A 26520-nucleotide genomic window follows, 5' to 3' on the forward strand; every position below is an offset into this window, starting at 1 on the left:
TCCCAATATGCCAAGCCCCCGTGGCCGTTGAAAAGCCAACGTCAAGCACTGCATCCTGCATTCAAACTGGTCCAGATTCGCGTTCACTTGCCGTTCAAATCTCTCCCACCTGCTCAGCATAAAATTTGCGAGAATTTGGGCAAATTTGCGGTTCAGCTCTACCGCCCGCTCAAATCCAGTATCTCAATATTCCGAAACTCCACCGGGTGGCTCTCGCTCTGCAGCGAGATCGTCCCGCCGCTCAGCATCACGTCACCATTCTTGATGAGCTTCTTGCCATACTTGTCCTTCGGGTCGAGCTGGGGCTTCTCATACTCAAAGACTGCCTCGCCGTTGATGAAGTGCTGGATGAAATCATTCCCCTGGACTTCGACCTCCACCTTCACCCACTGGTCGAGGTGATAGGTCTTCGAACGGGAGTTCACGCAGTGCGGCTCAAACAACGCGCCGTTCAGCACCACGTTGGTACTCGGCGTGCAGAGATTGGCCGTCGTCCGCTCCTTCTCGCCGTCACCGCCCAGCAGTTGCACTTCGATCGACGCGGGAAAGTCCTGATCCTTCTCCATCGTCGCTGGGTCCTGGCCATGGAGCATGATCCCGCTGTTGCGCAGTGCCCAGCCGGGGCCGTCGGCGATCTGCTCGCCCACAAAGCGATACTCCATCCGGAATTTATAGTGGGAGAAAGGCGTCTTGTAGAAAAGGTGCCCGAAGGTCTCGTTGAATTTTCCGCCATACTGATCGTAAGAGACCTTCAGCACGCCATCTTCAACCCGGAAGGTGTTGTTCCAGTTCTCGCCCAGTTCATGGTAGCGGATCTTCGGCGTCCACCCTTCGAGGTCTTTGCCATTGAAGATGCGGACCCAACCCTCGTCCGTTGCGGCGGGTTCGGCCCCATTCGCGCCCAGGGCAAGCGCACACGTCAAGGCCAGCATGAGACTGCGGGAAAAAGATTTCATGGGGTGCTTCTCCAAGGTGTTGCAAGACTAATGTGGTTGTACTTGAGCGGAGGCGCGCCAGTCAAGGACAAGAGACGACGCAAAGGACACCGGAGACAACACTGCGGGAATGCTTCCACGACAGCGCCGTTCTTGCGACAGCGTAGCCACTGGATAGCCCATGCCTTAAGTCCTTTCAGTCCCTCAAGTCCTTTCAGTCCCTCAAGTCCTTTCAGTCCCTCAAGTCCTTTCAGTCCCTTAAGTCCTTTCAGTCCCTTAAGTCCTTTCAGTCCCTTAAGTCCTTCCAGTCCCTTAAGTCCTTCCAGTCCCTTCAGTCCTTCCAGTCCCTTAAGTCCTTCGTCCTCAAAATCACTACAGCTTCTTCACCCGCACATCTCGAAACTGCACCGTCATCGGCGGACCGCTGTGCAGTTGCAGCGCCAATACCCCCGTGAACTCCTGCTGCTTGGGATCGTTGTCGGTCACCTCGGCCATCACCTTGCCATTGACCTTCAGTGTAATCTTCGGCCCCTGACAAATCAGGTGATACTCGTGCCATTCCTCCAGCTTGAATTCCGCCGGACCTTTTGCCGCCTCGATGGGCGACACCACCAGCTCCCCCTTGTCCGTGATCGTCGTGTTTTCACCGCGCCAGGCCAGCGTATGCCGCCCGTGCTCGTCATAAAGCCGAACAAGCCAGTCCGTCGCCAGGTTGTTGTCCACCTGATAGCCCGCCACGTCGTGACCCTCGATCACCCTGCTGCGAAACTGGAAACCCCCATTGATGTGAGGCAATTCCGGCGTCGGCCATCCGTTCATTCGGAACGACAACTTCAGCTCAAAATCACCCAGTGGCTCTTTCTCATACACGAGGTACTGATTCACCGAGCAGGGATGCTCCGTCGTGATCTTCGCCGTGATGGCGCCATCCTCGATCGACCAGTAGGAGGGGTCGGGCGTCTCCCACCCGTCGAGATTCTCCCCGTTGAACAGGGGCACAAACCCGTCCTCATCCGACGGTGCGTCGGCCTGCCCCGCAAGCAGTGCGGCGGAAAAAAGAAGCGGCGTCAAAAACAGGACAACTCGAGTCATGGCATCTCTCCAGTACAGAAAATCACTGACTACTATCGTCAACATTCCGCGAGGTCCTGTCAAGGTCCCACGCCACCACAATCCACCGATCAGTCAGATCGGTCAGATCGGTCAGACTTACACCATAGCGGGCACGACCAGGTATCGACCACTTGAATTTACCATACATCTGCGCCAAAATGGCCGTCCGTTGCGCCACAGGCGCAGTGAACCTGCCAGTTTCGCGACTCATGAAAGACCCTTGCGCCACCATGCAAAGCTCCTGGACCGTAGAAGAAATCGCCGAGGCCCTCGGTACCGCCCGACGCACCATCCAGCACCACATCGCCCAGGGGCGATTCGGTGATGTCGACAAAAAAGGTCGGGAGTACTTCCTGGTTAAAGACAACCTCGTGGCCTATCTCGGCGAGGGCCGTGCCAATGAACTGGTGCTCTATCCCGCGGCCTACGCCCTCAGCAGTCACAGCGGACGCGGCGTGACCTGCGCCACCTGGGCCGCCATCCTCGCCGCCCGCGATCTCTTCAACCTCGTAAACGCCGCCTACTGGATTGACGACCTCCGCCGCGATGGCCATGGCGATCCCGTGGGCTTTTCAATGGAAATCGTGAAATTCCTCAACAGCAGAAAAACGGCCAAAGACCCCGCCGCCCTCGACAGCGATCCCCTCTACGACCAAACCCCAGCCATCCTCCGCCGCATTGTACAAGCCTCGAAGGTGTGAAGTAATGCGGCGGGCTGGGAGCGCCGGCATCCCTGCCGGCAGAATGTGTGCAGTGCCCCGCCTTGAACCAGGCAAACCCAGTCAGTGGCAGATCACCCCAGCAACCCCTCGAGCGCCCCAATCACGCAATCCTGCATTTCATCCCTAAGCTCCGAATAAATCGGCAGCGCGAGCGTTTCCTTCGCGGCCAGCTCGGCGTGGGGGAACTGCCCCTCCCGATACCCCAGATACTGGAAGCACTCCTGCAGGTGAAAGGGAATCGGGTAATAGATATCGCACCCGATGTCCTTCGCCGTCAGGTGCGCCTTGGCTTCGTCACGCCGACCCGGAATCCGCACGATATACTGATTGTAGATATGGTGCTCCCGTCCGTAGGCCAGCGCCGGAAGCCCGATGGCCCCGGTCGAGAAATGACCGTCATAATACGCGCCGTTCGCCCGGCGCATCCCGTGCCAGGTTTCCAGATGCTTCAGCTTCACGCGCAACACCGCCGCCTGCAACGCGTCGATCCGAAAGTTGCCGCCGATGAGCGAATGGTAGTACTTCGGCTCCATCCCGTGGTTGCGGAGTCGCCGCAATTTGTCCGCAAGCGCCGCATCATTCGTCACCACCATGCCCCCGTCGCCCAGGCAGCCCAGGTTCTTACTCGGGAAAAAGGAATAACAGCCCATCGCTCCCATCGAACCCGCCTTCTGCACGCCCTCCTTCCCCGGATAGGTCGAGCCAATCGCCTGAGCGCCGTCCTCAATCACCGGCACATCATACTGCCGGCCAATAGCCAGAATCGGGTCCATGTCCGCGCATTGACCGTACAGGTGCACCGGGATAATCGCCTTCACGCGCTCTGCGGCGTCGGGATTCTCCGCAAACCAGTTCGCCAGCGCCGCAGGATCGATGTTGTACGTCTTCGGATCGATGTCCACGAAGACCGGCGTGGCGTTCAATCGCGCCACCACGCCCGCCGTCGCAAAGAATGAATAGGGCGAAGTCACCACCAGATCCCCAGGCCCCACATGCAGCGCCATCAACGCCATCAGCAGCGCATCCGTGCCCGAAGTCACCCCGATGGCATGTTCCACCCCGCAATACGCCGCGATCTCCGCCTCCAGCCCGTCCACTTCCGGCCCCATGACATAGCGCGTCGAATCGATAACATCCAGGACAGCCTGCTTCAGCTCGGCTTCAATCGGGGCAAGCTGCGCTTTCAGGTCGAGCAGGGGAACATGCATGGAAACTCTCCGCGACAGGCACACAAAGGGCCAAGGGTAGGGGTAGTGAAAAGCGCCGGACCCCAGCGCACGAAGATCATAGCACGCCCAACCCGCCCCGCGCACGACTCACTTAGCGCTCATATCGGTCCTATCCGTCGTATTGGTCCTATCAGTCCGCTACCCCTCAGGCACTTGGCCCGCCCTGCCGCTATAGCCTATACTGGCAGGTATTCAGTCATTCGAAAAGGAAGCGCCATGCCCCGCGAGGGAATGCACATCATCGACGCTCGACGTCTCAACGCCATGCAGGCCGTCTGTGACACCGCCCGCATCTGGAGCCGTTCCCAGGGCGACGACAGGGTCCGCGCCGAGCAATCCCTGTTGAAGGCCCTCGCCGCCTGGGAAACCCATCAGGCCCAACCAGACGTCGCCAGTGAGGACGAGGCATGAGCAAGCACACCGCCTGTCCTCGGGGCCAAGAGCAGGCCCAGGCCGTCGTTCAGACCCAGGCCGACATCATCATGGCTAAGGTCGAAGGGGTAGACAACCTCGACGGCGCCGCCATACACGACATGCGCGTGGCTTCCCGCCGCCTGCGCATGGCTCTCGACATCTACCAGCCTTATTTGTCGCCGAAGCCGCGCAAGGCCCTCCGCAAGCTCGCCCGGAGCATCACCCGCGACCTGGGCACCCGACGCGAGCTCGACGTCATGGCGATCATGTTGCGCGAGCACCGCGAAGAGACCCACGGCGTTTGGCGGCGCTTCATGGACCACGCCATCACCATAATCGACACACGTCGGGACGATCAGGCGAACTATTGCCGCGAAGCGGCTAAGCTCGCGGCGGGCGATCATTTCTCGGAAGCCTTGGCCGCGCTTCTAGCCGAAATTAAGACCGACGGCATCTGCATCCTCGATCTCGCCCAGGCCGGAATCCTCGGCACCCTGACCGAGGCGCGCGTCGCGCGTAAGGAATGGCGGCGCTCGGAAGATCCGGAAGCCCTCCACCTCGTGCGTATCGCCCTGAAACATTTGCGCTACGCCTGCGAGTTTCATGCGCCCCTCTATGGCGACGCCATGACTACCCATATCGAGCACGTCAAAGCGGCCCAGGAAATCCTCGGCGAGTGGAACGAATGCCGCCTTTTGGAAGACATGGTGCTTGCCCTCGGCGGCGCGGTCGATTACAGCCTCGCCCAGGGCGCGCCCCTCGTGGCCGAAGCTTACGGAAACCACGCGACCGAACTGGCCGAGCAGTTCGGCCCAATTGGAAAAGCGCTCCTGGGGAAGGAAGCGCGAATAGCGTTCGAATCGATGACCACCGCCCCCCAGGCTCCCTGCTGCAAATCCGCCATTGGAGAAGATGCCCCATGAAGTGCGCCATCACCGCCCTCGCTCTCGTCATCAGTGCCCTCCGCGTGCCGGCGGCCGATTTGCCCCTCCGTTTCTGGGACGCATCCGACATCGAAGCGCCCTTCGGCAAGATCGTCTTCGGCGCCGAGCAACTAGAGAACGAAGGCCGCGCCACCGGCTTCCCAGACATGCAGTACGGCTGTGAAGTTCCCGGGCCCGATGGTGCAGCCTGGATCTATGGCTGGCGCATGCGCAACTGGGACGACCGCGCCCATCGGGTCATCCAGATCGTCCGATGCGGCACCCGTGACGGTCGCACCTTCGAAGGGGAGGAAGTCGTCTTCGAATACGAGCGCAGCGAGTGGCAGGGCTTCGCAAACTTTGTCTACCGGCCCACCGACGGCGCCATTTTCCTCTTCTCCTGGGCCGAATGGCCCGGCAAACTTCACGTTTTCCGAAGCGACAACGGCACGGACTGGAAGCTGATCTCGGACAACGCCCTCCAGGGCCACGACGCCTCCTGCTTCTTCTGGCACGCCCCCACGGGCCAACTCGTAAACATCCAGACCATCGTGCAACCTTACCCGAAGCGCTATCCGGATAACATCGGCGAACGCCGCCGAGTCTTGTCCTTCCTCCGCTCGGGCGATGGCGTCACCTGGGAATCGTTCACCCCCGAATTCCTCGGCGGCGCCACCCTCTGGACGCCCGATGCCCACGACCCCGCCGATCTCGAGTTCTACCGTGTCGTGGTCACCCCCTTGCAGGGCCGCTTCGCCCTCCTCCTCAATGACTACATGCCCCCGCCCTCCGAAGCCAACTCACGCCGCGCCCTCACCAAGCACGGCCCGCCCTACATGAGCGAGTGGGCCATCAGCCGCGACGGACTCAACTGGAAGCGACCCTTCCGCGACACCAACGCCTTCGAGCAGCAGTTCTGGCTCGCCCTCCAGGGCCCCCTCTTCCGCGAAGGTCGCCTCCGCTATTACAAGCCCGACGGCAGCATCGCCAGTCTGCCCGACGACCGTGTGTTCTACACCACCTGTCGCGCCAACGGCGAATTCTCCACGCCCCCCTTCACAATGCCTGCGGCTGGCCTCACCCTCAATGCGTACGCGGGCTATCGACCGGCCGAAGGCGCCACCGGACAGGCCTACATCATGGCGGAGCTGAAAGACGCCACTGGAATGCTCATCCCCGGCTACGAGCGCGACAAATGCCTCTACGAAAACACCGAAGGCCGCGCCCTCCCCATGGCCTGGGACGGGAAAAATGGGGGAGACCTCACCGGACAAAGCGTGCAACTCCGCTTCTTCCTCCGGGATGCAAGAATCTACGGCGTGAACGCAGCAAAATAGCGCGACACCGCAGGGACTGACGCGGACCCACGCGCCACGCCACGACACCTCACGTCGAATGTACACGGCCCCTACCCGAGCCAAGGGGGCCTGTAACGTCCGTGGCTGTCCCGTCGCGGCCCGAGCGCACTCCGCACGATCAAAGCACTCCTGTTCCGGGGACACGAACTGGCTCAGGCCACACCCGGCCGGTGCCGCGCCAGGTACGCCTCAATCTGCCGCACCAGCCTGTCCGCCTCCGCCTTGTCGCGAATTCCCTTCAGCACCAACCGCACGCCCGACTCCGTATGCACCCGGATCGCATAGTACAGCGTCTTCCCGGAACGCCCATCAACCTGCGCATCCACCAGCACGATTTCGCCCAGGGGAGTTGCCTTTCGACGGAGGAAGCCCAGCATCGAAGAAATTTCGGTAAGCGATGTGGGGGAGAGGCAAACGTGGCTTCGGCCAAACCAGAGGCGCAGCGTGGTATGCACGAGCGGAATGGCAAAAACTGCGAAAACGATCACCACGAAGATCGGCGTCGAGGTCGAGGTGTAAAGATAGACCGGCAGCGCGGTAGGAACAACGGTGGCAATGGCGAATACAAGCGCGACGAGAATTCTAAGCGGAGTGTCCACATAGTGAAACTCAATCCCATCGCCCCATTCCTTTACCTGAATCGTCTGTGGGTACGCCACCGGCACTTCCGGCGCGAGGCTTTCAACACGCGATATCGCCTGCTCCCCAGCAAACTGGAAAATAGGAACAATGTACATCGCCGAGAGATTGATACCCGCCGATTTCCCGCTGACGGCAAGTTCCCACTGAACCCGGTCAGGCTTCATCTCCGCCGTCGACGCCTCGCACGTGGATGGTATGGCGAAATCCACCGGAATAAGTGCGCAGCCTTGGGCGTCCATCCCTATCGAAGCCGCGGGGATCGTCTGCGCTTCACGCCACAGCTCGGTCCGCATGCCGTGGCCCGTGTCCGTGCCGCTCTCGGGACTATAGTAATAGCAGGTAAGGCGCGTCTCGATGGAGTCGATCTCCGTCGGCGCGACAGGGGTCCTGATAGTTGCGACCAGGCGTCCGCCAATGGCCCCGGGAATCGTCTGGAGTTCGCACACCATGTCCCGCCATTTCCACCAGCGGAGGGTGCTGAAAATAGTCGGCAACACTACCACAATTGCCATGAATATGGTCCCACCGAACAGGAAGGTGGATTGGTCGTCCTTCGCCAAGTCTTTCCAATTGACCGCGACAAAAAATCCAACACAACTCAGGAAAGCACTGAACACCCACTGGAATGCAAGGCGGGCCGGCCGCTGACATCGCAGGACGCCCCCATCCCAATCTTCCCGCCAGCGCCATGGCTCATCGGGATGTCGCCCCTTTCGCCGCTCGACTTCTCGATCCATCTCACAATCTTTCCAGCCCGCGACCTTCAGTTCCGCTCCAGCACCTCGGCCTTCTCCCGCGCATATTCTTCGTCCGAGAGAATCCCCTCCTGATGCAGCGCGTGAAGCTCGCGCAACCGCTCCCCAAAGTCCGCGCGCTTCCCCGCCGGCGTGCCCACCACAATTCCCGCCTCGTCCAAGCCGTCTTTCATCATGCCCCCGGCCATGCGCGCCCAGGGCTCCAGGTCTTCTCGCGCCCGTTCCGGATCGAGCACCACACCGGAGCCCGCCAGGCCAGCACGGCCAATCCCAGCCAGGGCGCCACCCGCTATCATCAGGGCCATGCCGCCAAAGGCCCGCATGGCAAACGACTGGGCACGGCCCACAAAATTATCGAAGCGGCCAAAATCCATTGCGAACGTTACGAATACGGAACCAAAAGTGAGCATGCCCACCACGACCAACACCTGCCCGACCATGTAAATGGAGCGCCTGCCTTCGGAAACATTTCTCTTTGCCATTTTGATCCCCTGTTTGCGCCAAAATCTGGCCTTTCGATTGCACCTCAACTACCGCCAACCGCCCCAATCTATTCGCGCGGCGCACCCGCCCTCAATGGGTCAGCGCATACACAATAATATTTACGCCCATTTTCCGGCAGATCGTCTTGTCCGCGTGAACCGTCCGGTTCGTGAATTCCCACCGCCAGCCGCAGTGCAGATCCACCGAGGTCAACAGCACCGCAAGACGCTTGTCGATGAAAAGACCCATGTCCGAAGAACGATCCCCCTGGACCCACGGCGCGCCATCCGGCATGTCGTACACACAGTGATAGATCTCATGGTCCTTCGGCACCGGAACCATCTCCATATCCGGAAAGACCTTCTTGAACTCCCGAAGGAAGCACTTGTAAAACGCGTTCGGGTTGTCCTTGGCGATACAGTCATCCACATACCAGAACCCGCCCCGCTTGATATACTCGCGCAGCGTCGCCGCCTCCGGTTCGTTGAATTCGAACATCCCGCTGCCCGTCATGAAGATAAAGGGACGGCTGAAGGCCACCGAAGGCGCATCCGGATGGAAATAGGCCTGTCGCAGGTCTTCTATCGAGATGGATCGCTCGTAAAACGTCTTCTCGGACAGCTTGATGTTCGTCGTCTCCCGAACAAAACGAAGCAGATCCTCGTCCTTGTCGATTCCGCAGTCCCACTCGTCCTGCGTCGTGTTGATGGTGCGAAACTGAAGCCGGGAAAACACAAACACGCTCGGATCCTCGTCTTCCGTCGTGTTGCGCGTGCGCCGACCCTGGGCAAGCGCCGTGGGGGCGAGGGCAAGCAGGCTCCCCGCCGCAATCGTCTGCAGAAACTGCCGTCTGTGCTTTTCGTCGTTCACCCTAATGCCCTCTCGTAACAAGGGAGTGTAGCCCCCTGCGGATAGACGCCGCAAGTGCCGGTTCTGGGACACAATTTCGCACCAGACACCCGAATTTCAAACAATTAGGTGTTGACCTAAGTATTCTCTTCTGCTATAATCCAATCCGCAGCAGTGAGAACCCCACCCGGGCCATCACAAGGAGTAAATCATGTCCCTCGTCGCCGAGCCCATCGACGCCGTGTTCAAGGCCCTGTCGGACCCCACGCGCCGCCGCGTCCTGGAGCGATTGAGCCTCAGTTCGGCCTCCGTCAGCGAACTGGCCGAGCCTTTCGACATGGCCCTGCCTTCCTTCGTGCAGCACCTGCGGGTCCTCGAAGACAGCGGACTGGTGAGCTCCAGAAAAACGGGCCGCGTTCGGACCTACAAACTCGACGCCGCAAAACTGCACACCGTCGAAGACTGGCTCGCCCGGCAGCGCTCGCTCTGGGAACGCCGTTTGGATCAATTGGACGAATACCTTCTCAAACTCAAGGAGCAGCAGCAATGAGGATTCCCTATGCCTTCGACCCCGCCCTCGACCTCAAACTCGAGCGTGTCATCGATGTCCCCGTGGAACTTGTCTGGAAAGCCTGGACCGAGCCGGAGCACCTCAAGGTCTGGTTTTGCCCAAAACCCTGGGGCGTAAGCGACTGCGAGATCGACCTCCGCCCCGGCGGCATCTTCCGCACCACCATGCTCTCCCCCGAAGGTCAGGAATTCCCCAACATGGGCTGCTATCTCGAAGTCGTGCCCATGGAGCGCCTCGTCTTCACCGACGCCCTCCTGCCCGGCTACCGCCCCGCAGAGAAGTCCTTCATGACCGGCGTCGTCACCATGCAACCCGAAGGCGCCGGAACCCGCTACATCGCCATGGCGCTCCACAACAGCCTTGAAGTCAAAAAGCAGCACGAAGACATGGGCTTCCACGACGGCTGGGCCACCGCGCTGGATCAGCTCGTGGAGCACGCGAAGACGCTGGGCTGATACCGTCAAACTTACCCAATGCCACGTTACAGGGACGGCAGTGACAACAGCGACGACTGGTCTAAGAGGCCTGCCGTCCCTGTCGTCCCTGCCGTCCCTGCAATCGGAGGCATAACCACGGGGGCCACCGCTCGCTGCTTCGGTTGAAGTATTTTGCGGCTCCGCCTCCATGGTGTAAACTTAAGCAACGCAACTCAATTGCATGGAGATGCCCATGACGCAGTGGACCCTTGCCATACCAGACGACACGGACCGCCGAGTGCAGCGTTACCTCGCACATGAGCACGGTTCCGCAGACCTCGCTGACTTTGTGGATCAGGCGGTGCGCGCGGAGCTTCTGCGGCGTACCGTGCGGGCTATTCAGGATAGAAACGCCGACCTGAGCCCCGAGGAGGCGGACGCTTTGGCCGAAGAAGCGGTGAAATGGGCGCGTGAGAATCCTTCTTGATACGAACGTGCTCGTTTCGGGCCTGCTGGGAAGAGAGGGCCATTCGGGTCGACTACTTCAGCTCTGGCTTGACGATGCCTTCGAGCTCGTTTCTTCAAGACACCAGTTATCGGAACTTAGGCGGGTAACGGGCTATACACGGATAAAGGGGCGTATCGATTCGGCAGAGGTAGCGGACCTGCTGGATCTCATGCTGTCAAAGTCTCTGCTTGTGGAAATCGTTCAAGTTCCAATGGTGTCGGCGGACCCGGATGACAACCTCATCCTGGCAGCCGCAATCGCTGGAAATGCAAACCTTATCGTGTCGGGCGACAAAGGCCATATGGTGGTGCTTGGCCATGTGGAAGATATTCCAATTGTCACCCCACGGGAAGCGTTTGCTCGTCTCTCAGCAAACGATTCGTAAAACTTGTCAAAGGCAAGTGCCAAACCGGCATACATGAATCATTGCGGAAACAAACTATGCGGCTCCAGACATCCTGTCTCCTCGAATTCCACGCAGTCACGGAAACCCCCTTCCTCCTCATGCTTCGCCCCCAGAGTGGCGACCACCAATCCGTGTTCCGTGAGGAATTTACCCGTACCCCCGAAGTCCCCATGTCAGAATTCACCGACCCCTTTGGCAACCTCTGCCAGCGACTTGTGGCCCCGCCGGGCCCCTTCACCATCCGCGCCACTGCGGAAGTGGAAACAGCCGACGCCTCCGACACCGCGCCCGGTGCGTGGTTCAACCCCGTGCAGGAATTGCCCGAAGCGACCCTGCCTTTCCTCCTGCCCAGCCGCTACTGCGAGTCCGACCGCTTCGGGGAAATGGCCGCCGCCATCACCGTCGGCTGGGCCCCGGGCTACGACCAGTGCGCCGCCATCGTGAACTACATCCGTGCCACTATCCAATATGCCCCCGGCTGCGGACAGGAGATCATCAGCGCCACCGAGGTCAACCAGCGCACCCACGCCGTCTGCCGCGACATGACCCACCTCGGCATAGCCCTCTGCCGCGCCCTCTCCATCCCCGCCCGCATGGTCGTCGGTTACCTCGACGGCCTCCAACCCATGGATCTCCACGCCTGGTTCGAGGCTTTTATTGGAGGCCGCTGGTACACCTTCGACCCCACCCAGCAAGACCTCCAGGGCGCCCGCGTCGCCATCGCCTACGGACGCGACGCCGCCGATGTGGCGATCTACACCCAGTTCGGCGACCCCGTGCCGCTGTTGCGGATGGAAGTGAACGTCGAGCGGCTGTAGAGCACACTCGTTCCCACGGTCCTCCGTGGGAATGCATATCGTTCCGCTCTGCGGCATAGACTTCGCGTAACAAGCGGGAGGCCATTTCAGGGCCTACCGTCGAGCGCAGTCTCCGATTCAATTGTCAAATAGTGGAGGTAAACTCGCCAGGCGTCGACCGCAGCCGCTCGTTCCCGTTCGGACCCGCCGTTCTGGAGCGTACCGAAGGATTCGCCCGTGATGCGACTCAATAGGATTGACATCACGTCGACCACGCATTGCGGTGCGTAGTGCGCGATGCCTTCCCAGTGCCCGGCCGGCATCGACACGGTGATTTGCTTTACGGTCAGGGAGCGCCGGTCGTCCATCAGGTGGATCATCGCGGGCACCGATTCCTTTCCCAAAGACTGTAGCTCGCTGAGTGCTTCTTCCGCCCGCTCCGGGTGGGTCAAGGAATCGACCAGCTTCCGGACCCGCCGAAATTCGGTGTCCTTTATTGCCGGGGGTTGATAGTTCTTGAGGATTGCCTCCTGGGCGCTCACTTCCGCTTCAATCGCGGCCCAGGCTTCCGGCGAAGATGCCTGGAGTGCCTTCGGTGTGCGCAAAAAGAAGTGGCCTGGCCCGGCTTCATCGAACTGGGTAAGAAAGAGTATCGCCTCCTGTCCATCGAGGTTTTCAATCGTACCCACGGTCGGTCCATTGGAGTTCGGCTCGGTCCACCATTGTATGGAAACAGACGCCGATTGAGTCGGACGCTTCAACACCCGCGTTGTGCCCACCGTGATATTCACATATCGCCCTTCGCCCGCGGCGGCGGCTGCCTGGATTTCAGCGACGGGGACTATCAGGCGTCCCCCAACAATCGTGTGCGCTTGGGCAACCAGACGCCACAAGTCGTCGTTCTGTGTGGACTCCGCTTCCGAGGCCAAGGTCGAACAAAACGCAATGCCAGCGATTAGATATGCCATATGAGAGAATTTCATGGTGCGCCTCCAGTTTCTGCCGAATTACTTTTCTGTTCTTAGTCAATCTTTCCATACTGTAGCGATATCTTGCTGCGGAAGCAACGCCACACTCTGAATCTGCGGACCAGACATTCCCGCGCTGCGGCCTGAAAGCTGCATGAGCGAAAAAGCAGCCCGCCCTTTGAGTAAGGGCTCCAAAGTGAATGGAGTCAAACCCAAAGGGCGGCGAGAAGGTATCTGAGGTAAATAGATCGAGCGTCAAGCCCCCGAAAACACCCGTATGTGCCGCGGTCGCACATAGACCGTGCTGCCCACCTCGATGCGCATCGTGCCGAAGCGTTCCTGCGATACCTCCGCCGCCAATTCCTGGCCGTCACTCGTCTTCAGTTCCACCCGCACCAGCGACCCCGCCGACTGCACGCGCACCACCGACGCCTCCAGCGAAGAATCGCCTTCCTTTTTGGTGTCTATAGTCAGATCATGGGGCCGAACAAACACCCGCGCATCGCCAACGACCTGCTGACGCGCTTCGGGGTAGGGCAGCGCCATTGAACCAAACTGCACCGTGCCGGAATCCACGCGACCGTGGAAGTCGTTGGTTTCGCCCAGAAAGCGCATCACGAATTCGGTTTTCGGGTGGTGGAACACCTCGTCGGGCGTGCCTACCTGTTCGATCCTTCCGCCATTCATCACAACGATCCGATCCGCCACTTCCAGGGCCTCGTCCTGATCGTGGGTCACGAATACACTGGTTACGTGGATCTCGTCGTGCAGACGACGCAGCCAGGCCCGAAGTTCCTTGCGCACTTTCGCATCCAGCGCGCCGAAGGGTTCATCCAGCAGGAGCACGCTGGGCTCGACGGCCAGAGCGCGGGCCAGGGCCACACGCTGCCGTTGCCCGCCGGAGAGCTGGTGCGGATAGCGCCTGGCCAGTCCGTCGAGCTGCACGAGCTGGAGCAATTCATGTACGCGCGCTTCGATTGCCGCCTTTGCCGGCCGTGTCGCCCGTGGACGCACGCGAAGCCCAAACGCGACATTTTCAAAGATCGTCATGTGGCGGAACAGCGCGTAATGTTGGAATACAAAGCCCACGCGGCGCTTGCCCACCGAAACCCGGGCCACATCTTCCTCGTGAAACAGGATCTTGGTCTCGGGATTCGGGTCCGGAATCTCCAGGCCCGCGATAATCCGCAGCAGCGTTGTCTTGCCGGATCCGGAGGGCCCCAGCAGGGCCACCAGCTCGCCCGTATTTACCGTCAGGGATACATCGTTCAGCGCTCGAAATGTGCCGAAGGTTTTGGTGACATTTTGAACTTCAATACTCATCAATCAAACTCCTGTGCGAATGGGGCGCACTTACGATGCGGACTTGCTGCCCTCGTGGGCCAGCCGTTCTACGATGGCCTTCAGCACGAGCGTCACCAGCGCCAGCAGGGCCAGCACGGACGCCGCCGCAAAGGCCGCGACGAAGTTGTATTCGTTGTACAGAATCTCCACGTGGAGCGGTAGGGTATTGGTCTTGCCCCGGATGTGACCGGAGACCACCGACACCGCGCCGAACTCGCCCATGGCTCGGGCGTTGCACAGGATGACGCCGTAGAGCAGGGCCCACTTCACGTTGGGCACCGTGACCCGCCAGAAGGTCTGCCAGCCCGACGCGCCCAGCGAAAGCGCCGCCTGCTCGTTTTCCGTGCCCTGCTCCTGCATGATGGGGATCAGCTCCCGCGCCACAAAGGGAAAGGTCACAAACATCGTCGCCAGCACAATCCCCGGCACCGCAAAAATTATCTTGATGTCGTGCTCGCTCAGCCACGGGCCAAGCCAGCCCTGAAGCCCGAAGAGCAACACGTAAATCAGGCCGGAAATCACCGGAGAAACCGCATAGGGCAAGTCGATCAGCGTAATCAGGACGCTCCGACCCCAGAACTGAAACTTGGCCAGCGCCCAGCTCGCGGCCAGGCCAAAGACAAGGTTCGACGGCACGGAAATGCCCGTCACCAGCAGCGTCAGTTTGATGGCCGACAGGGCCGCCGGATCGTTGAAGCTCTTGAAATAGGCCCCGATACCCTTGCGCAGCGCTTCCGTGAAGATGGCCGCCAGCGGCACAAAGAGGAAAAAGGCCAGGAACAGCACGGTAATCGTTATAAGAAGAACGCGGAGCCACCGCGGCTCGGTAATGGCCGCCTGGGGCTTGGGAAAGCGCTGAGAGGCTGCGGTCGCCATTATGCGTGTCCTCCCTGATAGTTGCGAACGCTCCACCACTGGAGCAGGTTAATGAGCAGCAGCAACACGAAGGACACCAGCAGCATTACCACGGCAATCGCCGTGGCGCCCGCGTAGTCAAACTGCTCCAGCTTTGTAATGATCAGCAGGCTGGTGATCTCCGTCTTCATGGGCATGTTGCCGGAGATGAACACCACCGAGCCGTATTCGCCGATGGCCCGCGCGAAGGCCAGCGCAAAGCCCGTCAAGAGTGGCGGTACGAGTGGGGGAAGGAGCACGCGGAAAAACGTCTTGAAGCGCGTCGCGCCCAGACTGGCGGCGGCTTCCTCCAGCTCCTTGTTCAAATCTTCCATCGCCGGCTGGAGGGTGCGGACGACGAAGGGCAATCCAATGAAGGTAAGGGCAATGCCCACGCCCAGAGGCGAGTAGGCGGCTTTGATACCCAGCGGCTCCAGCAACTGGCCTATCCAGCCGTTCTTGGAGTAGATGGCCGTGAGCGCAATCCCCGAAACCGCCGTGGGCAGGGCGAATGGCAGGTCCACCGCCGCGTCCACAATGCGCTTTCCGGGAAAGGTGTAGCGCACCAGCACCCACGCCGTGACAAACCCGAAAACGGTGTTTACCAGCGCCGCGGCGAATGACGCGCCGAAGGTCAGCTTGTACGATGCCAGCACGCGGGCCGACGTGACCGCGGCCCAGAATTCGCTCACGCCCATGGTGGCGGTCTTCGCGAAAAGCGCCGAAAGGGGAATCAGCACGATCAGGCTCATGTACAGGAGGGTAAAGCCCAGGGTCAACCCGAAGCCGGGCAACACCGTGTGGGACTTGAGCAACTTAAACAAGATTTCTCTCCTCGTGGGGTGGGCCCGAAGGCGCGTGGTGCATCGCCTTCGGGCCCGTCGACCGTTTCAATCGGGAATCAATTCCCCGGTGCATAGATGGCGTCAAAGATGCCGCCGTCGTTGAAGTGCTTTTCCTGCGCCACGTCCCAGCCGCCGAACACGCCGTCGATCGTCACCAGGTCCAGTTCTTTGAAGCGGGCAAGATCCTTGGGATCCGCGTGCTTCGGTTCGATCGGGCGATAGAAGTGCTTCGCGGCAAGGCGCTGGCCAACGGGGGAGTACAAGTACTTCAGGTAAGCCTCCGCAACCTTCTCCGTGCCCTTCTTCTTCGCGTTCTTGTCCACCACCGTCACGGGCGGCTCCGCCAGAATGCTCAGCGACGGATACACGATTTCAAACTTGTCCGGTCCCAGTTCCTCGATCGACAGGAAAGCCTCGTTCTCCCACGCCAGAAGTACGTCGCCAATCTCCCGCTGCACAAACGTCGTGGTGCTGCCACGGGCGCCGGAGTCCAGCACCGGCACGTGGGAAAAGAGCGTCTTAACGAAGGCCTGCGCCTTCGCGTCCGCCGCCTTCACCTTTTCCGCCTGCTTGGGGTCCTTCAGCACGGCCAGATCGCCCAGTTCCTTTTTCAGCGCGTACGCCCAGGCCGCCAGGTAGTTCCAGCGCGCGCCACCCGACGTTTTCGGATTCGGCGTGATCACTTCCACGCCCTCCTTCACCAGATCGCCCCAGTCCTTGATGCCCTTCGGGTTGCCCTTGCGCACCAGGAATACAATCGTGCTGGTATAGGGGGAGCTGTTGTGGGGCAGCCGTGTCTGCCAATCCTCGCCGAAAAGCTTGGCTTCCCGGGCGATGGCGCTGATGTCATAGGCCAGGGCCAGCGTCACCACATCGGCTTCCAGCCCGTCGATAACCGCCCGCGCCTGCTTGCCCGCGCCGCCATGGGACTGCTGGACGGTAACGTTGTCGCCCGTCTTTTCCTTCCAATACGCCGCGAAGGCTTCGTTGTACTCCACGTAGAGCTCCCGCGTCGGATCGTAAGACACGTTGAGCAGTTCGATATCCGCGGCCTGGGCGCCGCCGGCCGCGATGCCCGCCAGCGCAAGCGCCACGCCCGCATTGCGCAGGGCTTGTTTAAGGTTCAGGGTTAGTTTCATGGTGTGTACTCCTTTGGTCGTTTCTGTTGTTTTTTCGATAGCGCGTTGCGCGAATTTCTGGGTCTTCTGGGTCTTATGGGCCGAATAGGCAGATGGGTCAAATAGGCGGGTTCTCACCCTTCACCCTTCATCCTTCCTACAGTCCCGCCCCGATCTCATAGGCCTGCTGGAGCAGGCTCTTCACATCGGTGTGCTCGTAGGCGTCCGAATAGAGGGGCGTCGACAGGTACCGCTCGCCCGCGCTGCACGCGAAGGTCACGATGGTCTTGCCCTCATACTCAGGACGCTGCGCAACCCGCACCGCGGCACACACATTCGCACCCGTACTGATTCCCCCCAGGATCCCCTGAGAAGAAGCCAGAATTCGCGACCAGCCCGCCGCATCATCGCTGGTGACGGTTTCCACCGCGTTCAACAGCGACACATCCAGCGTTTCCGGAACGAACCCTGCGCCGATGCCCTGAATCCGGTGCGGACCGGGCTTGCCGCCGGAAAGTATCGGCGACTCCCTGGGCTCCACCGCAATGGCAAGCACACCCGGATTCTGGCCTCGAAGATAGCGGGTCGTTCCCGTGATGGTGCCCCCTGTGCCGACACCCGCCACGACCACATCGACCGTGCCTTCGGACGCCCGCCAGATTTCCGGACCCGTTGTGCGTTCATGCACCGCCGGGTTCGCCGGGTTGCTGAACTGGCCCGGTGTCCAGGCGTGCGGCGTGTAGCGCGAAAGCTCTCGGGCCCGCTCGATCGCGCCGCCCATGCCCTTGTGGCTCGGCGTCAGCTCCAGGCTGGCGCCCAGTGCGCGCAGCATGTGGCGACGCTCGATGCTCATCGTCTCCGGCATCGTCAGCGTCAGCCGGTAGCCCCGTGCAGCGGCAATAAAGGCAAGCGCGATGCCGGTATTGCCGCTGGTGGGCTCAATGATATGCGTATCCGGTGTAAGGAGTCCCTCGGCCTCGCCCGCTTCAATCATCGCGCGCCCGATGCGGTCCTTCACGCTGCTCAGCGGGTTGAAGAACTCCAGTTTAAGAAGGACCCGCGCCCGGCGCTCGCGCGCGGGAATAAGCGCGCTCACATCCACCAGCGGTGTCTCGAAAACTGTATCCACGATGCTCTTCTTGACCGACATGTCAGGGACTCCTTGAATCAGACTACTTGTTCTGCTCTTCCTGGAGGCCCAGGAGGATGCCGATGCTCTCGCCAAACACCCCGAGGGCCGCCGCAAAGGCGCCGAACACGGCCACCTTCTGCTGGGTCTCGATCAGGGAAGCCTGGGCGGGGGCGGAAAGGATGCGGCTGGAGGTCTTGATGTGTTTCATGTGAATATTCCTTCTGTCTTCGGTTGTTGATTGAAAGTTGTTTATCGTAGTCAGGCGACTCGGGACATGGTCCCGGCCCCCTTAGAATTCAAACTGAAAGCGGGTCTGCACCACGTCGAAATCGCCTTCATACAAGTCGTGGTCAATCTCGTTGTGAATGTAGTTTGTGGAGACCTTGACGTTCTGGTTCAGGAACCAGTTCACGCCCAGCGTCAGGCTGCTGTGTTCGCCGCCCCGCACCGGACCATCGCTGATGTCCACGGCTCCGTAACGCGCGGCCACTTCCCAGGCGCCCCAACCGCGCTCTTCACCGCGCAACGTGAAGGGATGCTTCACCACGGGGTTCTCGATGCGTGCACTGTCGTGGCGGTAGACGCGATTCTCGCCGGTCAGGAAGTAACCCGCCTGGACGTAGTACCCGTCGAAGCTGAGGTCGCCGCCGAGTCTGGTCTCCACGTCCGAGCGAACGTATTCACTCTGGAATGTAAGCGGCCCAAAGATGCCGGCGAGTTCCAGGCCATACAGATTGATGTCGTCCGCATGGGTATCGCGGAAACGGAAACCTGCCGGAAACGCGTCCGGATTCACATAACGGAACAGAGAAACGCGGCTTTCGGGTCGCACGCCATAGTTCACCACAGCCCCATCGGGATTGCGGTGGCTGAAGGCCGCGCCCAGGTGCAGCAATTGCCGGCCCTTTTCCGCGTAATACGGCAGACCCGTCACACGGCCCGTGATCTGGTACCCCTGATCCTCGTCGGAGTCGTTGCTGCTCGGCCAGTCATCCGTCTCCTTGAACGCGCCAAGGGCCCAGGTCAACCGTTCCGCCTTGGGCTCGCCCAGCAGCGCATCGCTGAGCTGGATGCCCGCGTTGCGCGAAGGCACGAACACGTCCAGCAACGGATTTTCCAGGAACTGCCACGCCGTGATCGCATTGATCTCGTCCAGGCTGAAAGGTTCCTTGAAATGACCCACCTTCACATCAAAGGCGCGGTCGCCGCCGTAGGGAACTCCGTTGTACTGGAACCAGACATCGCGAAACTTCGGCGTGTCCTCGCCGTTCTGTCCCGCGAAGTCGAACTCCGCCGTGTACGTGAAATCTTCCCACGCCTTGCCCTGAAGCTGGATGCGCGCAAAGCGGAAGTCCGTTCCGTCCTGCTCGTCGCCGAGAGCGCCCTTGAGTTCGCGGTCCTGATTGAACCAGGCCCAGTCGTGTCCCAGTCGCACCCGTATGCGGCTCTCAAAAGCGCCGTCATCGGACTTTATCCGAAGTCCCTCGCCATTCAAACTCACCACCGGCTGTTTGTCCTTCACGCTCTCCGCCTTCGCCTGTACCGCATCGACCTTCTCCACGATGCTGTCCTGGTCCGCCGCGTAGCGCGCCTCAAACTGGTTCAACTGCCGCGTCAGCGTTTCCACCTGCTCCCGCAGCGCGGCCACTTCTTCCGGCGTCGGGGTTCCCGGTGGCTGGCCCCAGGCCGTCGTGGCGATGCCCGCCGCGGCCAGGGACAAGCCCCACCAATTCCTCGTTCTCATGATTCGTCTCTCCTTCATTTCCCAAGACTCGGAACTCCGGAATATCCGGTAAATCTGCTGCCCGTTCTCTGCAGTGGATGTTTCAAAATGCCTCCGCCGATGCGGTGGGCGGGGTGGTATGCTCAGTGGCCCCCGGTGGCCAGTCGGATTCGCTCGCGCTTGTCAATCATCACCACGCGCCCGTCGTGGACCGTCACTTCCACAGACCCATAGCGCAGGCTGCCGATGGCCACCAGAATCGCCTCGGTGATGGACGGGTCGATGCGCTGGGATGCCTCAGGCCCCGGTTTTTTCTCCTGGCTTACTTCGCTGCTCATATTTCCTCGATTCTCATGGGGTGTTTTACGGGTCCCGATCAGGGCGATCGCCATAGGTTGACCGTCCTGAAAGGGATGCCTGTAGAGCAGCCAGCGTGCCAGTTTCGAGATGGCCACCTGGCGGCGGGCGGCGTCGTTCGGTGTTGTTTGTTTAAGTCTTTGCTATCAGATGGCTTACGTGAGTGTGCTCGATGGGTTAAGGCTGGTATCCGTCATACTTGATGGCAACGGAGCCGAATTGTGAGCCAGCAGATTCGAGATAACCCATCAAGATCCAGCAAATATGCCGGGTAAAAATAACAGGCATTCGCATTGTCCAGTACATTTGCGGTATACTCCCGCCATGAAAAGACACCACGAACTCCTGCTCTCCGTGTGGCGCGAAGCCTGCCGCCATATCGAACTTGATGAATCACTCGCCCGGATCGCCCCCTTGCTCGCCGATCCCATGGCGCTCCATGGCATGCAGCTATTCCATGTGGACCCCGATCTCAAGCGCGTCGAGCGCCTCGGGGCCGTGCTCGAAGACGACGAGGCTACCCTGCCCGCGCCCGCCCTCGATGCGCGGCGCGTTGCCACCCTTGCCCGTTGGTGCAAGACAGGCACCCCCGTCGCCTTCAATGCCGCCGCTCCCGTACCCGCCATTCCCTTGGAGTTGTGCGATGCACTCAGCAATCAGATCCTCGCCTTGCCGCTCCGCTCCGAGCACGATACCCTTGGCGTACTCATGCTGGGTGCCCAACCGGGCCACCGCTTTGGCGATGCCGATGCGCGCCTCGCGGAGTTACTCTGCGAGCCCCTGGCCGTCGCACTGGAAAATGATCGGCGCCTCAATGAGCTTATCGCGCTGCGCGAGGCCGCTGAAGCCGACAAGATCAAGCTGCTCCATCGCCTCGGCCGAGAGGCCTTGACCAACGAGATCATCGGCGCCAAAGGCGGGTTGCGCTCCGTACTCGAGCGGGCCGCCCTCGTGTCCCGCTCCGAGGTGCCCGTGCTGATTTTCGGCGAGACCGGCGCCGGCAAAGAAGTCGTCGCCCGCGCCATTCACGACAGCTCTCCCCGGGCCAACGGCCCCTTCATCCGCGTGAACTGCGGTGCAATCCCCCATGAATTGATCGACTCCGAGCTCTTCGGCCACGAGAAAGGCAGCTTCACCGGCGCCACCGGTTCAAGGCGCGGCTGGTTCGAACGCGCCGACGGCGGCACGCTGTTCCTCGATGAAATCGGCGAGCTTTCCGCCGCCGCACAGGTCCGCCTCCTCCGCGTCGTGCAGGAGGGTGTCTTCGAGCGCGTGGGGGGGGAGCAGTCGCTCCATGTGAACGTGCGCATCGTCGCCGCCACCCACCGCGACCTCGCCATGATGGTCCGGGAACACAGCTTTCGCGAAGACCTCTGGTATCGCATCGCCGTCTTCCCCATCATGCTGCCACCCCTCCGCGAGCGCCTGGAAGATATCCCCGAACTGGCGGCCCACTTTGCGGACCGGGCCGCGCGCCGCTTCGGACTTCGGCCCCAGACGCCCACCGAGGCCGATCTGGCCCTCCTCGCGGCCTATTCGTGGCCCGGCAACGTCCGCGAGTTTGCCTCGGTGCTGGATCGCGCCGCCCTCCTGGGAGATGGCGCAAGGCTGGAAGTCGCCGCCGCCCTCGGCATCGCGCCCGTGGGCCAGCGCGCCTCTGGCCAGGCCGTGGCGCCAGATATCGCCGAGACTGGCCCCATCGTCACCCTCGACGAAGCTATGAAACGACACATCGAACGCGCCCTCGCCCACACCGGCGGAAAGATTGAGGGCAAGGGCGGCGTCGCCGACCTCCTCGACATCAACCCCCACACCCTGCGCGCCCGCATGCGCAAACTCCGCGTCGAGTGGAACAGCTTTCGGAAGTAAGCCGGATTCGCCCCGGATACCGGTGAACTTGGTCTCAGATCACCGCGCCCATAGCGTCGCGGAGGCCCATCCATAAATCAGGCGGGTCGCTCGCGGCCCTGACTGCGCCCATCGGGGTGCGTCAATCGGCGTGGCCTGCCCAGTTCCTTCAACCGACGAAAAGACGCGCCTTGCCCTGACCGGGAGTTTTATACAATACTCTTGGTACCAGTTTACTGTCCCGTGCAGCGCGGACCTCCACACAGCCGAAACCAGGATTGTTATGAGCGCCTCCAGACTACTTCGTCGAACACCTGCAGCTATTGGACTGCTTCTGCTCCTGATTTCGATTGCCGTCGATTCGACTTCTGCGACGGAAATGGTTTCGATTCCAGCCAGTCAGGACAACACCCTGTTCGAGAGCAGCGCGGGCAGCCTCAGCAATGGAGCGGGCGAAACCCTCTACGCGGGGAGGACCACAGGCTCTGAGCCAATCCGGCGAGGGCTGGTTCAGTTCGATATAGCGGGAAACATCCCCCAGGGCGCGACGATCGTCTCGGTATCCCTGAAGCTGCGCCTTGTCAGTAACCCCAGCGGCACGTCGAATACCGTATCGCTGAGCAAGGTTCTCGCCGGCTGGGGCGAATCGAGTTCCAAAGAAATCATCACCAACGGATCGGGAGCAATTGCCGAATCGGGAGATGCCACGTGGATACACCGAAGCTACAACGCCACGTCGTGGAATGCGGCGGGGGGCGACTACTCGGGCGTGACAAGCGCCTCAACCGACGTAAGTTTTCTTGGGGATTTCACCTGGTCTTCCAGCCAAATGGTGCAGGATGTACAGGACTGGCTCGACCACGGAGATAACTTTGGCTGGATACTGATGGGGGATGAAGTCACGATAGGCTTCCCCTTCAATGTTGGTACACTCAAGGGCTTCGCCAGTCGTGAAAACGACACCCAGAGCACTCGCCCTGAACTCACGGTCGGCTATGACCTGAAGCAGGACTACGGCGACGCGCCCGCCTCGTACTCGACCTACAGTGCAAACTCGGGAGCGTCCCACATTCAATCCTCGGCACGCTTTCTGGGCACCGCCGTAGACGACGAGCCTGATGGTCAACCTGATGCCGAAGCCCTGGGTGATGATAAAATTAACATCGACGATGAAGACGGTGTGACCTTCACCGAGGCCATTTCGGCGGGATCCCTGGCCAGCCTGAGCGTGACGGCCTCCGCGGCAGGTTACTTGAACGCCTGGATTGACTTTGACGGGAACGGAAACTGGAGCGGGGTCGACGAACAGATATTCACCGACATGGAGCTTGTCGCTGGCGCCAATGAACTCGGGTTCTCTGTGCCCGCGACGGCAACCGCCACGAGTACCTTTGCCCGATTCCGCTTCAGTGGTGATGCGGCTCTCAGCTATTCGGGCAGGGCCAATGACGGGGAAGTGGAAGACTACGCCGTCAACGTGGCCATTTATGATTTCGGCGACGCACCCGATCCAACCTTTCCCACCACACTGGCCAGTAGCGGTGCGAACCATGGGGCGGGGTCCGGACCCATCCTGGGAAATCTTATTGACTACGAGATGGACGGACAGCCGAGTGCCCTGGCCAACAACGATGACAATAACGGTACGGTAGACGATGATGACGGTGTCGTATTTGCTTCCGAAGTAGTGCTGGGCGAGTCCTCCACCGTAACGGTGACCGCAAGTGCCGCCGGAGGCTATCTCCAGGGCTGGATCGACGCAAACGGCGACGGAGACTGGGATGACATGGACGAGCAAGTCTTTTCCAATGTCGCCCTGGCAGAGGGTCCGAACACATTGTCATTTACGTTGAATGCCCTTCCGCCCGAGGGCACGAACGCGGTAATCGCCCGCTTCCGGATAAGCACCAGCGCCACCCTGGGCTACGACGGGCCCGCCCCGGATGGGGAAGTGGAAGACTACAGTGTGACGGTGAAACGGCTCGACTTTGGCGATGCCCCCGATCCCCTCTTTCCCACCCTTCGCAGTTCCGATGGCGCGCGCCACTACCTCGATGGTCTCACCTATCTGGGCAACGGCGTAAGCGGTGAACTGGATGGGGAGCCCGGCGCGGAAGCCAATGGAGACGATGATGACGGCATCCACATACAGGGCGCGATAAAGCCGGGATCGGAGGGTAAGATCATGGCCATTGCTTCGCGATCAGGGGCACTGTTGAGTTGCTGGATCGATCTTAACAATGACGGCGACTGGGCCGACACGGGAGAAGAAATTTTTATCGGGAACGACCTAATGGGGTCGGGCGTCAACGAGATCCCCCTTAACATAGACCCCGATGCGGAAGTCGTCGAGCGCGGTGTGGCGCGGTTTCGCTATTCCACCGTGGCGGTAGCCAGCCCTTCCGGACTGGCGCCGGATGGCGAGGTCGAAGATTACCTGCTCGAGTTCTTACCCGATACCGACTACGGCGACGCGCCCGCTCAATACGGAACGTTGAAGAGTGTGGATGGCGCACGACACATTCTGCGCGCGGGCCCTGTTCTGGGAAGCACCGTCGATGCGGAAACAGACGGGCAACCCACAAGCAGCGCCGATGAAGACGATCTGAATGGCGACGATGACGAGGACGGCATTGAGCTGCCGGAAGCGCTCATTGTGGGTTGGGGACTTACCAACTTTCGTTACACGGTAAGCGAACGGCCTGCCTACCTGAGCGCCTGGATCGACTACAACGGCGATGGCGACTGGAACGACCCTGATGAGGCTCCTGTTTCTGCCCTTTCATTGCCTTTTCCGGCCGCATCCTTCGCATTCAACCCGTTCAACGGCGCGCTGGCCGCCGCGGCATTTTCAACGTGTCACCTTCGTTTCCGTGTGGACAATCAACCCGTGCTCTCTGCCACGGGCCTGGTTGAAGGGGGCGAAGTGGAAGACTACGCCATCCCCATTCGCGGGGGCGACTATGGCGATGCCCCCGCGAGCTACGGCACCCTGCGGCAAAACAACGGCGCAGTCCATGGCGTGGATGGAATTACCTATATGGGCAGTAGCATCGACGCCGATTCCGATGGCCAGCCGAGCCAGGGCGCGGATGGCGATGACAACAACAGCGCAAAAGAATTCGAGGTCGATTTCGACAACGGCGTTGTGTTTACCAGCCCGATGATCGCCGGCGCAACCGCCACCATGGATGTGACCGTGTCGGTCGACGGCTATCTTACCGCCTTTTTCGACTTCAATCTCGACGGCACCTTTGATTTTGGCAGTGAGCGATACCTGAACGCCGTTGCCGTAACTGCGGGGGTGAATCATCTCTCCTTTGAATTGCCTGTGACGATTGAATCGAATATTGACACCTATGCCCGCTTCCGCTTCAGTACGATCCCCGTTTCCGACGCCATCCTGAATGTGCCCAATGGAGAGGTGGAGGACTACAAAATCGACGTACAGGGTACCCCCTTGCCGGACTGCGCCGGTGCAACCGTGTCAGACAATTTGGGGTCGGAGACGGGCACGAGTATTCTCATGAATTATGTCGACCCGCAGGCGGGCGGCAAGGGTGGAAATTTGACCTTTACGGTGCCCCACCCTGCCAATGTAGATCGACTCCACATCAGCGGGAATGACGGCCTGGATATGCACGTACCGGCTACGGGAACCTCCAGCACATTCGCCTTGATCACATCGGACAACTTCTCACCTTCGGCGCAGCAAGATTCGATAGTCTATGAGATCCACTATGAATGGCAACACCCGCTGGACGGAACATACGCTGAAAGTTCCCCGTGTACCCTCACGGTGGCCTGGGCGCCTCCCGCCTGTACGATTCAGGTGTCGCCAGATCCGCCTCAGACGGGTACGGCGGCGCAACTCATCGTCAGCCTGACCAACGCTCGATATCAGCAGGCCGAGCAACGTCTCGCACGACTCACATCCACTGCGGGCGATGGAACACTCGATGTCAATCTGGATGCGTCCTCGCCCAAGGGACCGGCGCCGTCGCAAGTGCAGGCCTATTACATTATTGTGTCGTGGGGAACGGTAAATGATGGTACGTACACGGTGACCGCCGAGGGTCCTGGATCGGGTGCTGCCGTCTGCACAAGCTCCCTGGATGTTGTCGGGGCTGCCGGCGAGGGCGAGGGCGAAGGTGAAGGTGAAGGTGAAGG

Annotated in this window: 27 protein-coding genes; 11 read left to right on the forward strand and 16 right to left on the reverse strand. The window is 60.7% G+C overall.

Features of this window, described 5'->3' with window-relative positions; all coding sequences use genetic code 11:
• Positions 1–158: 158 nt before the first annotated feature.
• From JNK74_22805 to JNK74_22815, 3 genes are read right to left on the reverse strand one after another with little or no spacing between them, the layout of a single operon-like run.
• Positions 159–956: a DUF1080 domain-containing protein gene (locus JNK74_22805; GenBank protein MBL7649017.1), complete on the reverse strand. Its 798-nt coding sequence runs from the start codon at positions 954–956 to the stop codon at positions 159–161.
• A complete protein-coding gene (locus JNK74_22810; protein ID MBL7649018.1) occupies positions 953–1279 on the reverse strand; it encodes a hypothetical protein in 327 nt (108 codons plus the stop codon). The genes JNK74_22805 and JNK74_22810 overlap by 4 nt, the downstream gene beginning before the upstream one ends.
• A gap of 28 nt (positions 1280–1307) precedes the next feature.
• Positions 1308–2027 carry a DUF1080 domain-containing protein gene (locus tag JNK74_22815; protein MBL7649019.1) on the reverse strand — a complete coding sequence of 240 codons (720 nt, stop codon included), beginning with the start codon at positions 2025–2027 and terminating at the stop codon, positions 1308–1310.
• A gap of 251 nt (positions 2028–2278) precedes the next feature.
• On the opposite strand from JNK74_22815, the gene JNK74_22820 reads away from it, so the two are divergent.
• On the forward strand, positions 2279–2749 hold the full coding sequence (locus tag JNK74_22820; protein MBL7649020.1) for a helix-turn-helix domain-containing protein: 471 nt from the start codon (positions 2279–2281) through the stop codon (positions 2747–2749).
• A gap of 92 nt (positions 2750–2841) precedes the next feature.
• On the opposite strand, the gene JNK74_22825 is transcribed toward JNK74_22820, so the two are convergent.
• Positions 2842–3978, reverse strand: a complete 1137-nt coding sequence (locus tag JNK74_22825; protein MBL7649021.1) for a DegT/DnrJ/EryC1/StrS family aminotransferase — start codon at positions 3976–3978, stop codon at positions 2842–2844.
• Between the two features lie 237 nt (positions 3979–4215).
• Between JNK74_22825 and JNK74_22830 the strand changes: the two genes are divergently transcribed.
• The 3 genes from JNK74_22830 to JNK74_22840 are packed head-to-tail and all read left to right on the forward strand — an operon-like array spanning position 4216 to position 6673.
• Positions 4216–4410, forward strand: coding sequence for a hypothetical protein (locus JNK74_22830; protein MBL7649022.1), 195 nt, complete (start codon positions 4216–4218; stop codon positions 4408–4410).
• The gene (locus JNK74_22835; GenBank protein ID MBL7649023.1) at positions 4407–5336 is read left to right on the forward strand and encodes a CHAD domain-containing protein; all 930 of its coding nucleotides are present in this window, start codon (positions 4407–4409) and stop codon (positions 5334–5336) included. The genes JNK74_22830 and JNK74_22835 overlap by 4 nt, the downstream gene beginning before the upstream one ends.
• Positions 5333–6673, forward strand: a complete 1341-nt coding sequence (locus JNK74_22840) for an exo-alpha-sialidase (GenBank protein MBL7649024.1) — start codon at positions 5333–5335, stop codon at positions 6671–6673. The genes JNK74_22835 and JNK74_22840 overlap by 4 nt, the downstream gene beginning before the upstream one ends.
• Before the next feature lie 173 nt (positions 6674–6846).
• Here the strand turns inward: JNK74_22840 and JNK74_22845 are convergent, their stop codons facing one another.
• From JNK74_22845 to JNK74_22855, 3 genes are all read right to left on the reverse strand, one after another.
• The gene (locus JNK74_22845; protein ID MBL7649025.1) at positions 6847–7848 is read right to left on the reverse strand and encodes a hypothetical protein; all 1002 of its coding nucleotides are present in this window, start codon (positions 7846–7848) and stop codon (positions 6847–6849) included.
• Between the two features lie 251 nt (positions 7849–8099).
• Complete coding sequence (locus tag JNK74_22850; GenBank protein ID MBL7649026.1) at positions 8100–8573, reverse strand: SHOCT domain-containing protein; 474 nt, start codon at positions 8571–8573, stop codon at positions 8100–8102.
• A gap of 91 nt (positions 8574–8664) precedes the next feature.
• A complete protein-coding gene (locus JNK74_22855; protein MBL7649027.1) occupies positions 8665–9444 on the reverse strand; it encodes a DUF4159 domain-containing protein in 780 nt (259 codons plus the stop codon).
• Between the two features lie 190 nt (positions 9445–9634).
• Here JNK74_22855 and JNK74_22860 point away from each other — a divergent pair, with 190 nt between their 5' ends.
• From JNK74_22860 to JNK74_22880, 5 genes are all read left to right on the forward strand, one after another.
• Positions 9635–9973 (forward strand): helix-turn-helix transcriptional regulator, encoded by a 339-nt coding sequence (locus tag JNK74_22860; protein MBL7649028.1) that lies wholly within the window; start codon positions 9635–9637, stop codon positions 9971–9973.
• Entirely contained in the window at positions 9970–10449 is a 480-nt protein-coding gene (locus JNK74_22865) for an SRPBCC family protein (GenBank protein MBL7649029.1), read from the forward strand. Before JNK74_22860 ends, JNK74_22865 begins: the two co-directional genes overlap by 4 nt.
• Before the next feature lie 214 nt (positions 10450–10663).
• Positions 10664–10897: a methionine repressor-like protein gene (locus JNK74_22870; GenBank protein ID MBL7649030.1), complete on the forward strand. Its 234-nt coding sequence runs from the start codon at positions 10664–10666 to the stop codon at positions 10895–10897.
• Entirely contained in the window at positions 10881–11303 is a 423-nt protein-coding gene (locus tag JNK74_22875) for a putative toxin-antitoxin system toxin component, PIN family (GenBank protein MBL7649031.1), read from the forward strand. Before JNK74_22870 ends, JNK74_22875 begins: the two co-directional genes overlap by 17 nt.
• Positions 11304–11359: 56 nt before the next feature.
• A complete protein-coding gene (locus JNK74_22880; protein ID MBL7649032.1) occupies positions 11360–12142 on the forward strand; it encodes a transglutaminase family protein in 783 nt (260 codons plus the stop codon).
• A gap of 86 nt (positions 12143–12228) precedes the next feature.
• Here the strand turns inward: JNK74_22880 and JNK74_22885 are convergent, their stop codons facing one another.
• The 9 genes from JNK74_22885 to JNK74_22925 form a co-directional block, all read right to left on the reverse strand.
• Entirely contained in the window at positions 12229–13089 is an 861-nt protein-coding gene (locus JNK74_22885) for a hypothetical protein (GenBank protein MBL7649033.1), read from the reverse strand.
• A 255-nt stretch (positions 13090–13344) separates the two neighbouring features.
• Positions 13345–14412, reverse strand: a complete 1068-nt coding sequence (locus JNK74_22890; protein ID MBL7649034.1) for a sulfate/molybdate ABC transporter ATP-binding protein — start codon at positions 14410–14412, stop codon at positions 13345–13347.
• 30 nt (positions 14413–14442) lie between these two features.
• Positions 14443–15309, reverse strand: coding sequence for a sulfate ABC transporter permease subunit CysW (gene cysW, locus JNK74_22895; GenBank protein MBL7649035.1), 867 nt, complete (start codon positions 15307–15309; stop codon positions 14443–14445).
• Positions 15309–16142 (reverse strand): sulfate ABC transporter permease subunit CysT, encoded by an 834-nt coding sequence (gene cysT, locus JNK74_22900; protein MBL7649036.1) that lies wholly within the window; start codon positions 16140–16142, stop codon positions 15309–15311. The genes cysW and cysT overlap by 1 nt, the downstream gene beginning before the upstream one ends.
• An 86-nt stretch (positions 16143–16228) precedes the next feature.
• Complete coding sequence (locus tag JNK74_22905; GenBank protein ID MBL7649037.1) at positions 16229–17311, reverse strand: sulfate ABC transporter substrate-binding protein; 1083 nt, start codon at positions 17309–17311, stop codon at positions 16229–16231.
• 136 nt (positions 17312–17447) lie between these two features.
• Positions 17448–18440: a cysteine synthase A gene (gene cysK, locus JNK74_22910; GenBank protein MBL7649038.1), complete on the reverse strand. Its 993-nt coding sequence runs from the start codon at positions 18438–18440 to the stop codon at positions 17448–17450.
• Between the two features lie 22 nt (positions 18441–18462).
• Positions 18463–18630, reverse strand: coding sequence for a hypothetical protein (locus JNK74_22915; protein MBL7649039.1), 168 nt, complete (start codon positions 18628–18630; stop codon positions 18463–18465).
• 81 nt (positions 18631–18711) lie between these two features.
• Complete coding sequence (locus JNK74_22920; GenBank protein MBL7649040.1) at positions 18712–20166, reverse strand: hypothetical protein; 1455 nt, start codon at positions 20164–20166, stop codon at positions 18712–18714.
• Positions 20167–20288: 122 nt separating this feature from the next.
• The gene (locus JNK74_22925; GenBank protein ID MBL7649041.1) at positions 20289–20483 is read right to left on the reverse strand and encodes a YezD family protein; all 195 of its coding nucleotides are present in this window, start codon (positions 20481–20483) and stop codon (positions 20289–20291) included.
• Positions 20484–20826: 343 nt separating this feature from the next.
• Between JNK74_22925 and JNK74_22930 the strand changes: the two genes are divergently transcribed.
• On the forward strand, positions 20827–22371 hold the full coding sequence (locus tag JNK74_22930) for a sigma 54-interacting transcriptional regulator (GenBank protein ID MBL7649042.1): 1545 nt from the start codon (positions 20827–20829) through the stop codon (positions 22369–22371).
• A gap of 262 nt (positions 22372–22633) precedes the next feature.
• Positions 22634–26520 (forward strand): hypothetical protein (locus tag JNK74_22935; protein MBL7649043.1); only part of this gene is annotated, 3887 nt, incomplete at its 3' end.

Source organism: Candidatus Hydrogenedentota bacterium, from assembly GCA_016791475.1.
Taxonomy (GTDB): Bacteria; Hydrogenedentota; Hydrogenedentia; order Hydrogenedentales; family JAEUWI01; genus JAEUWI01.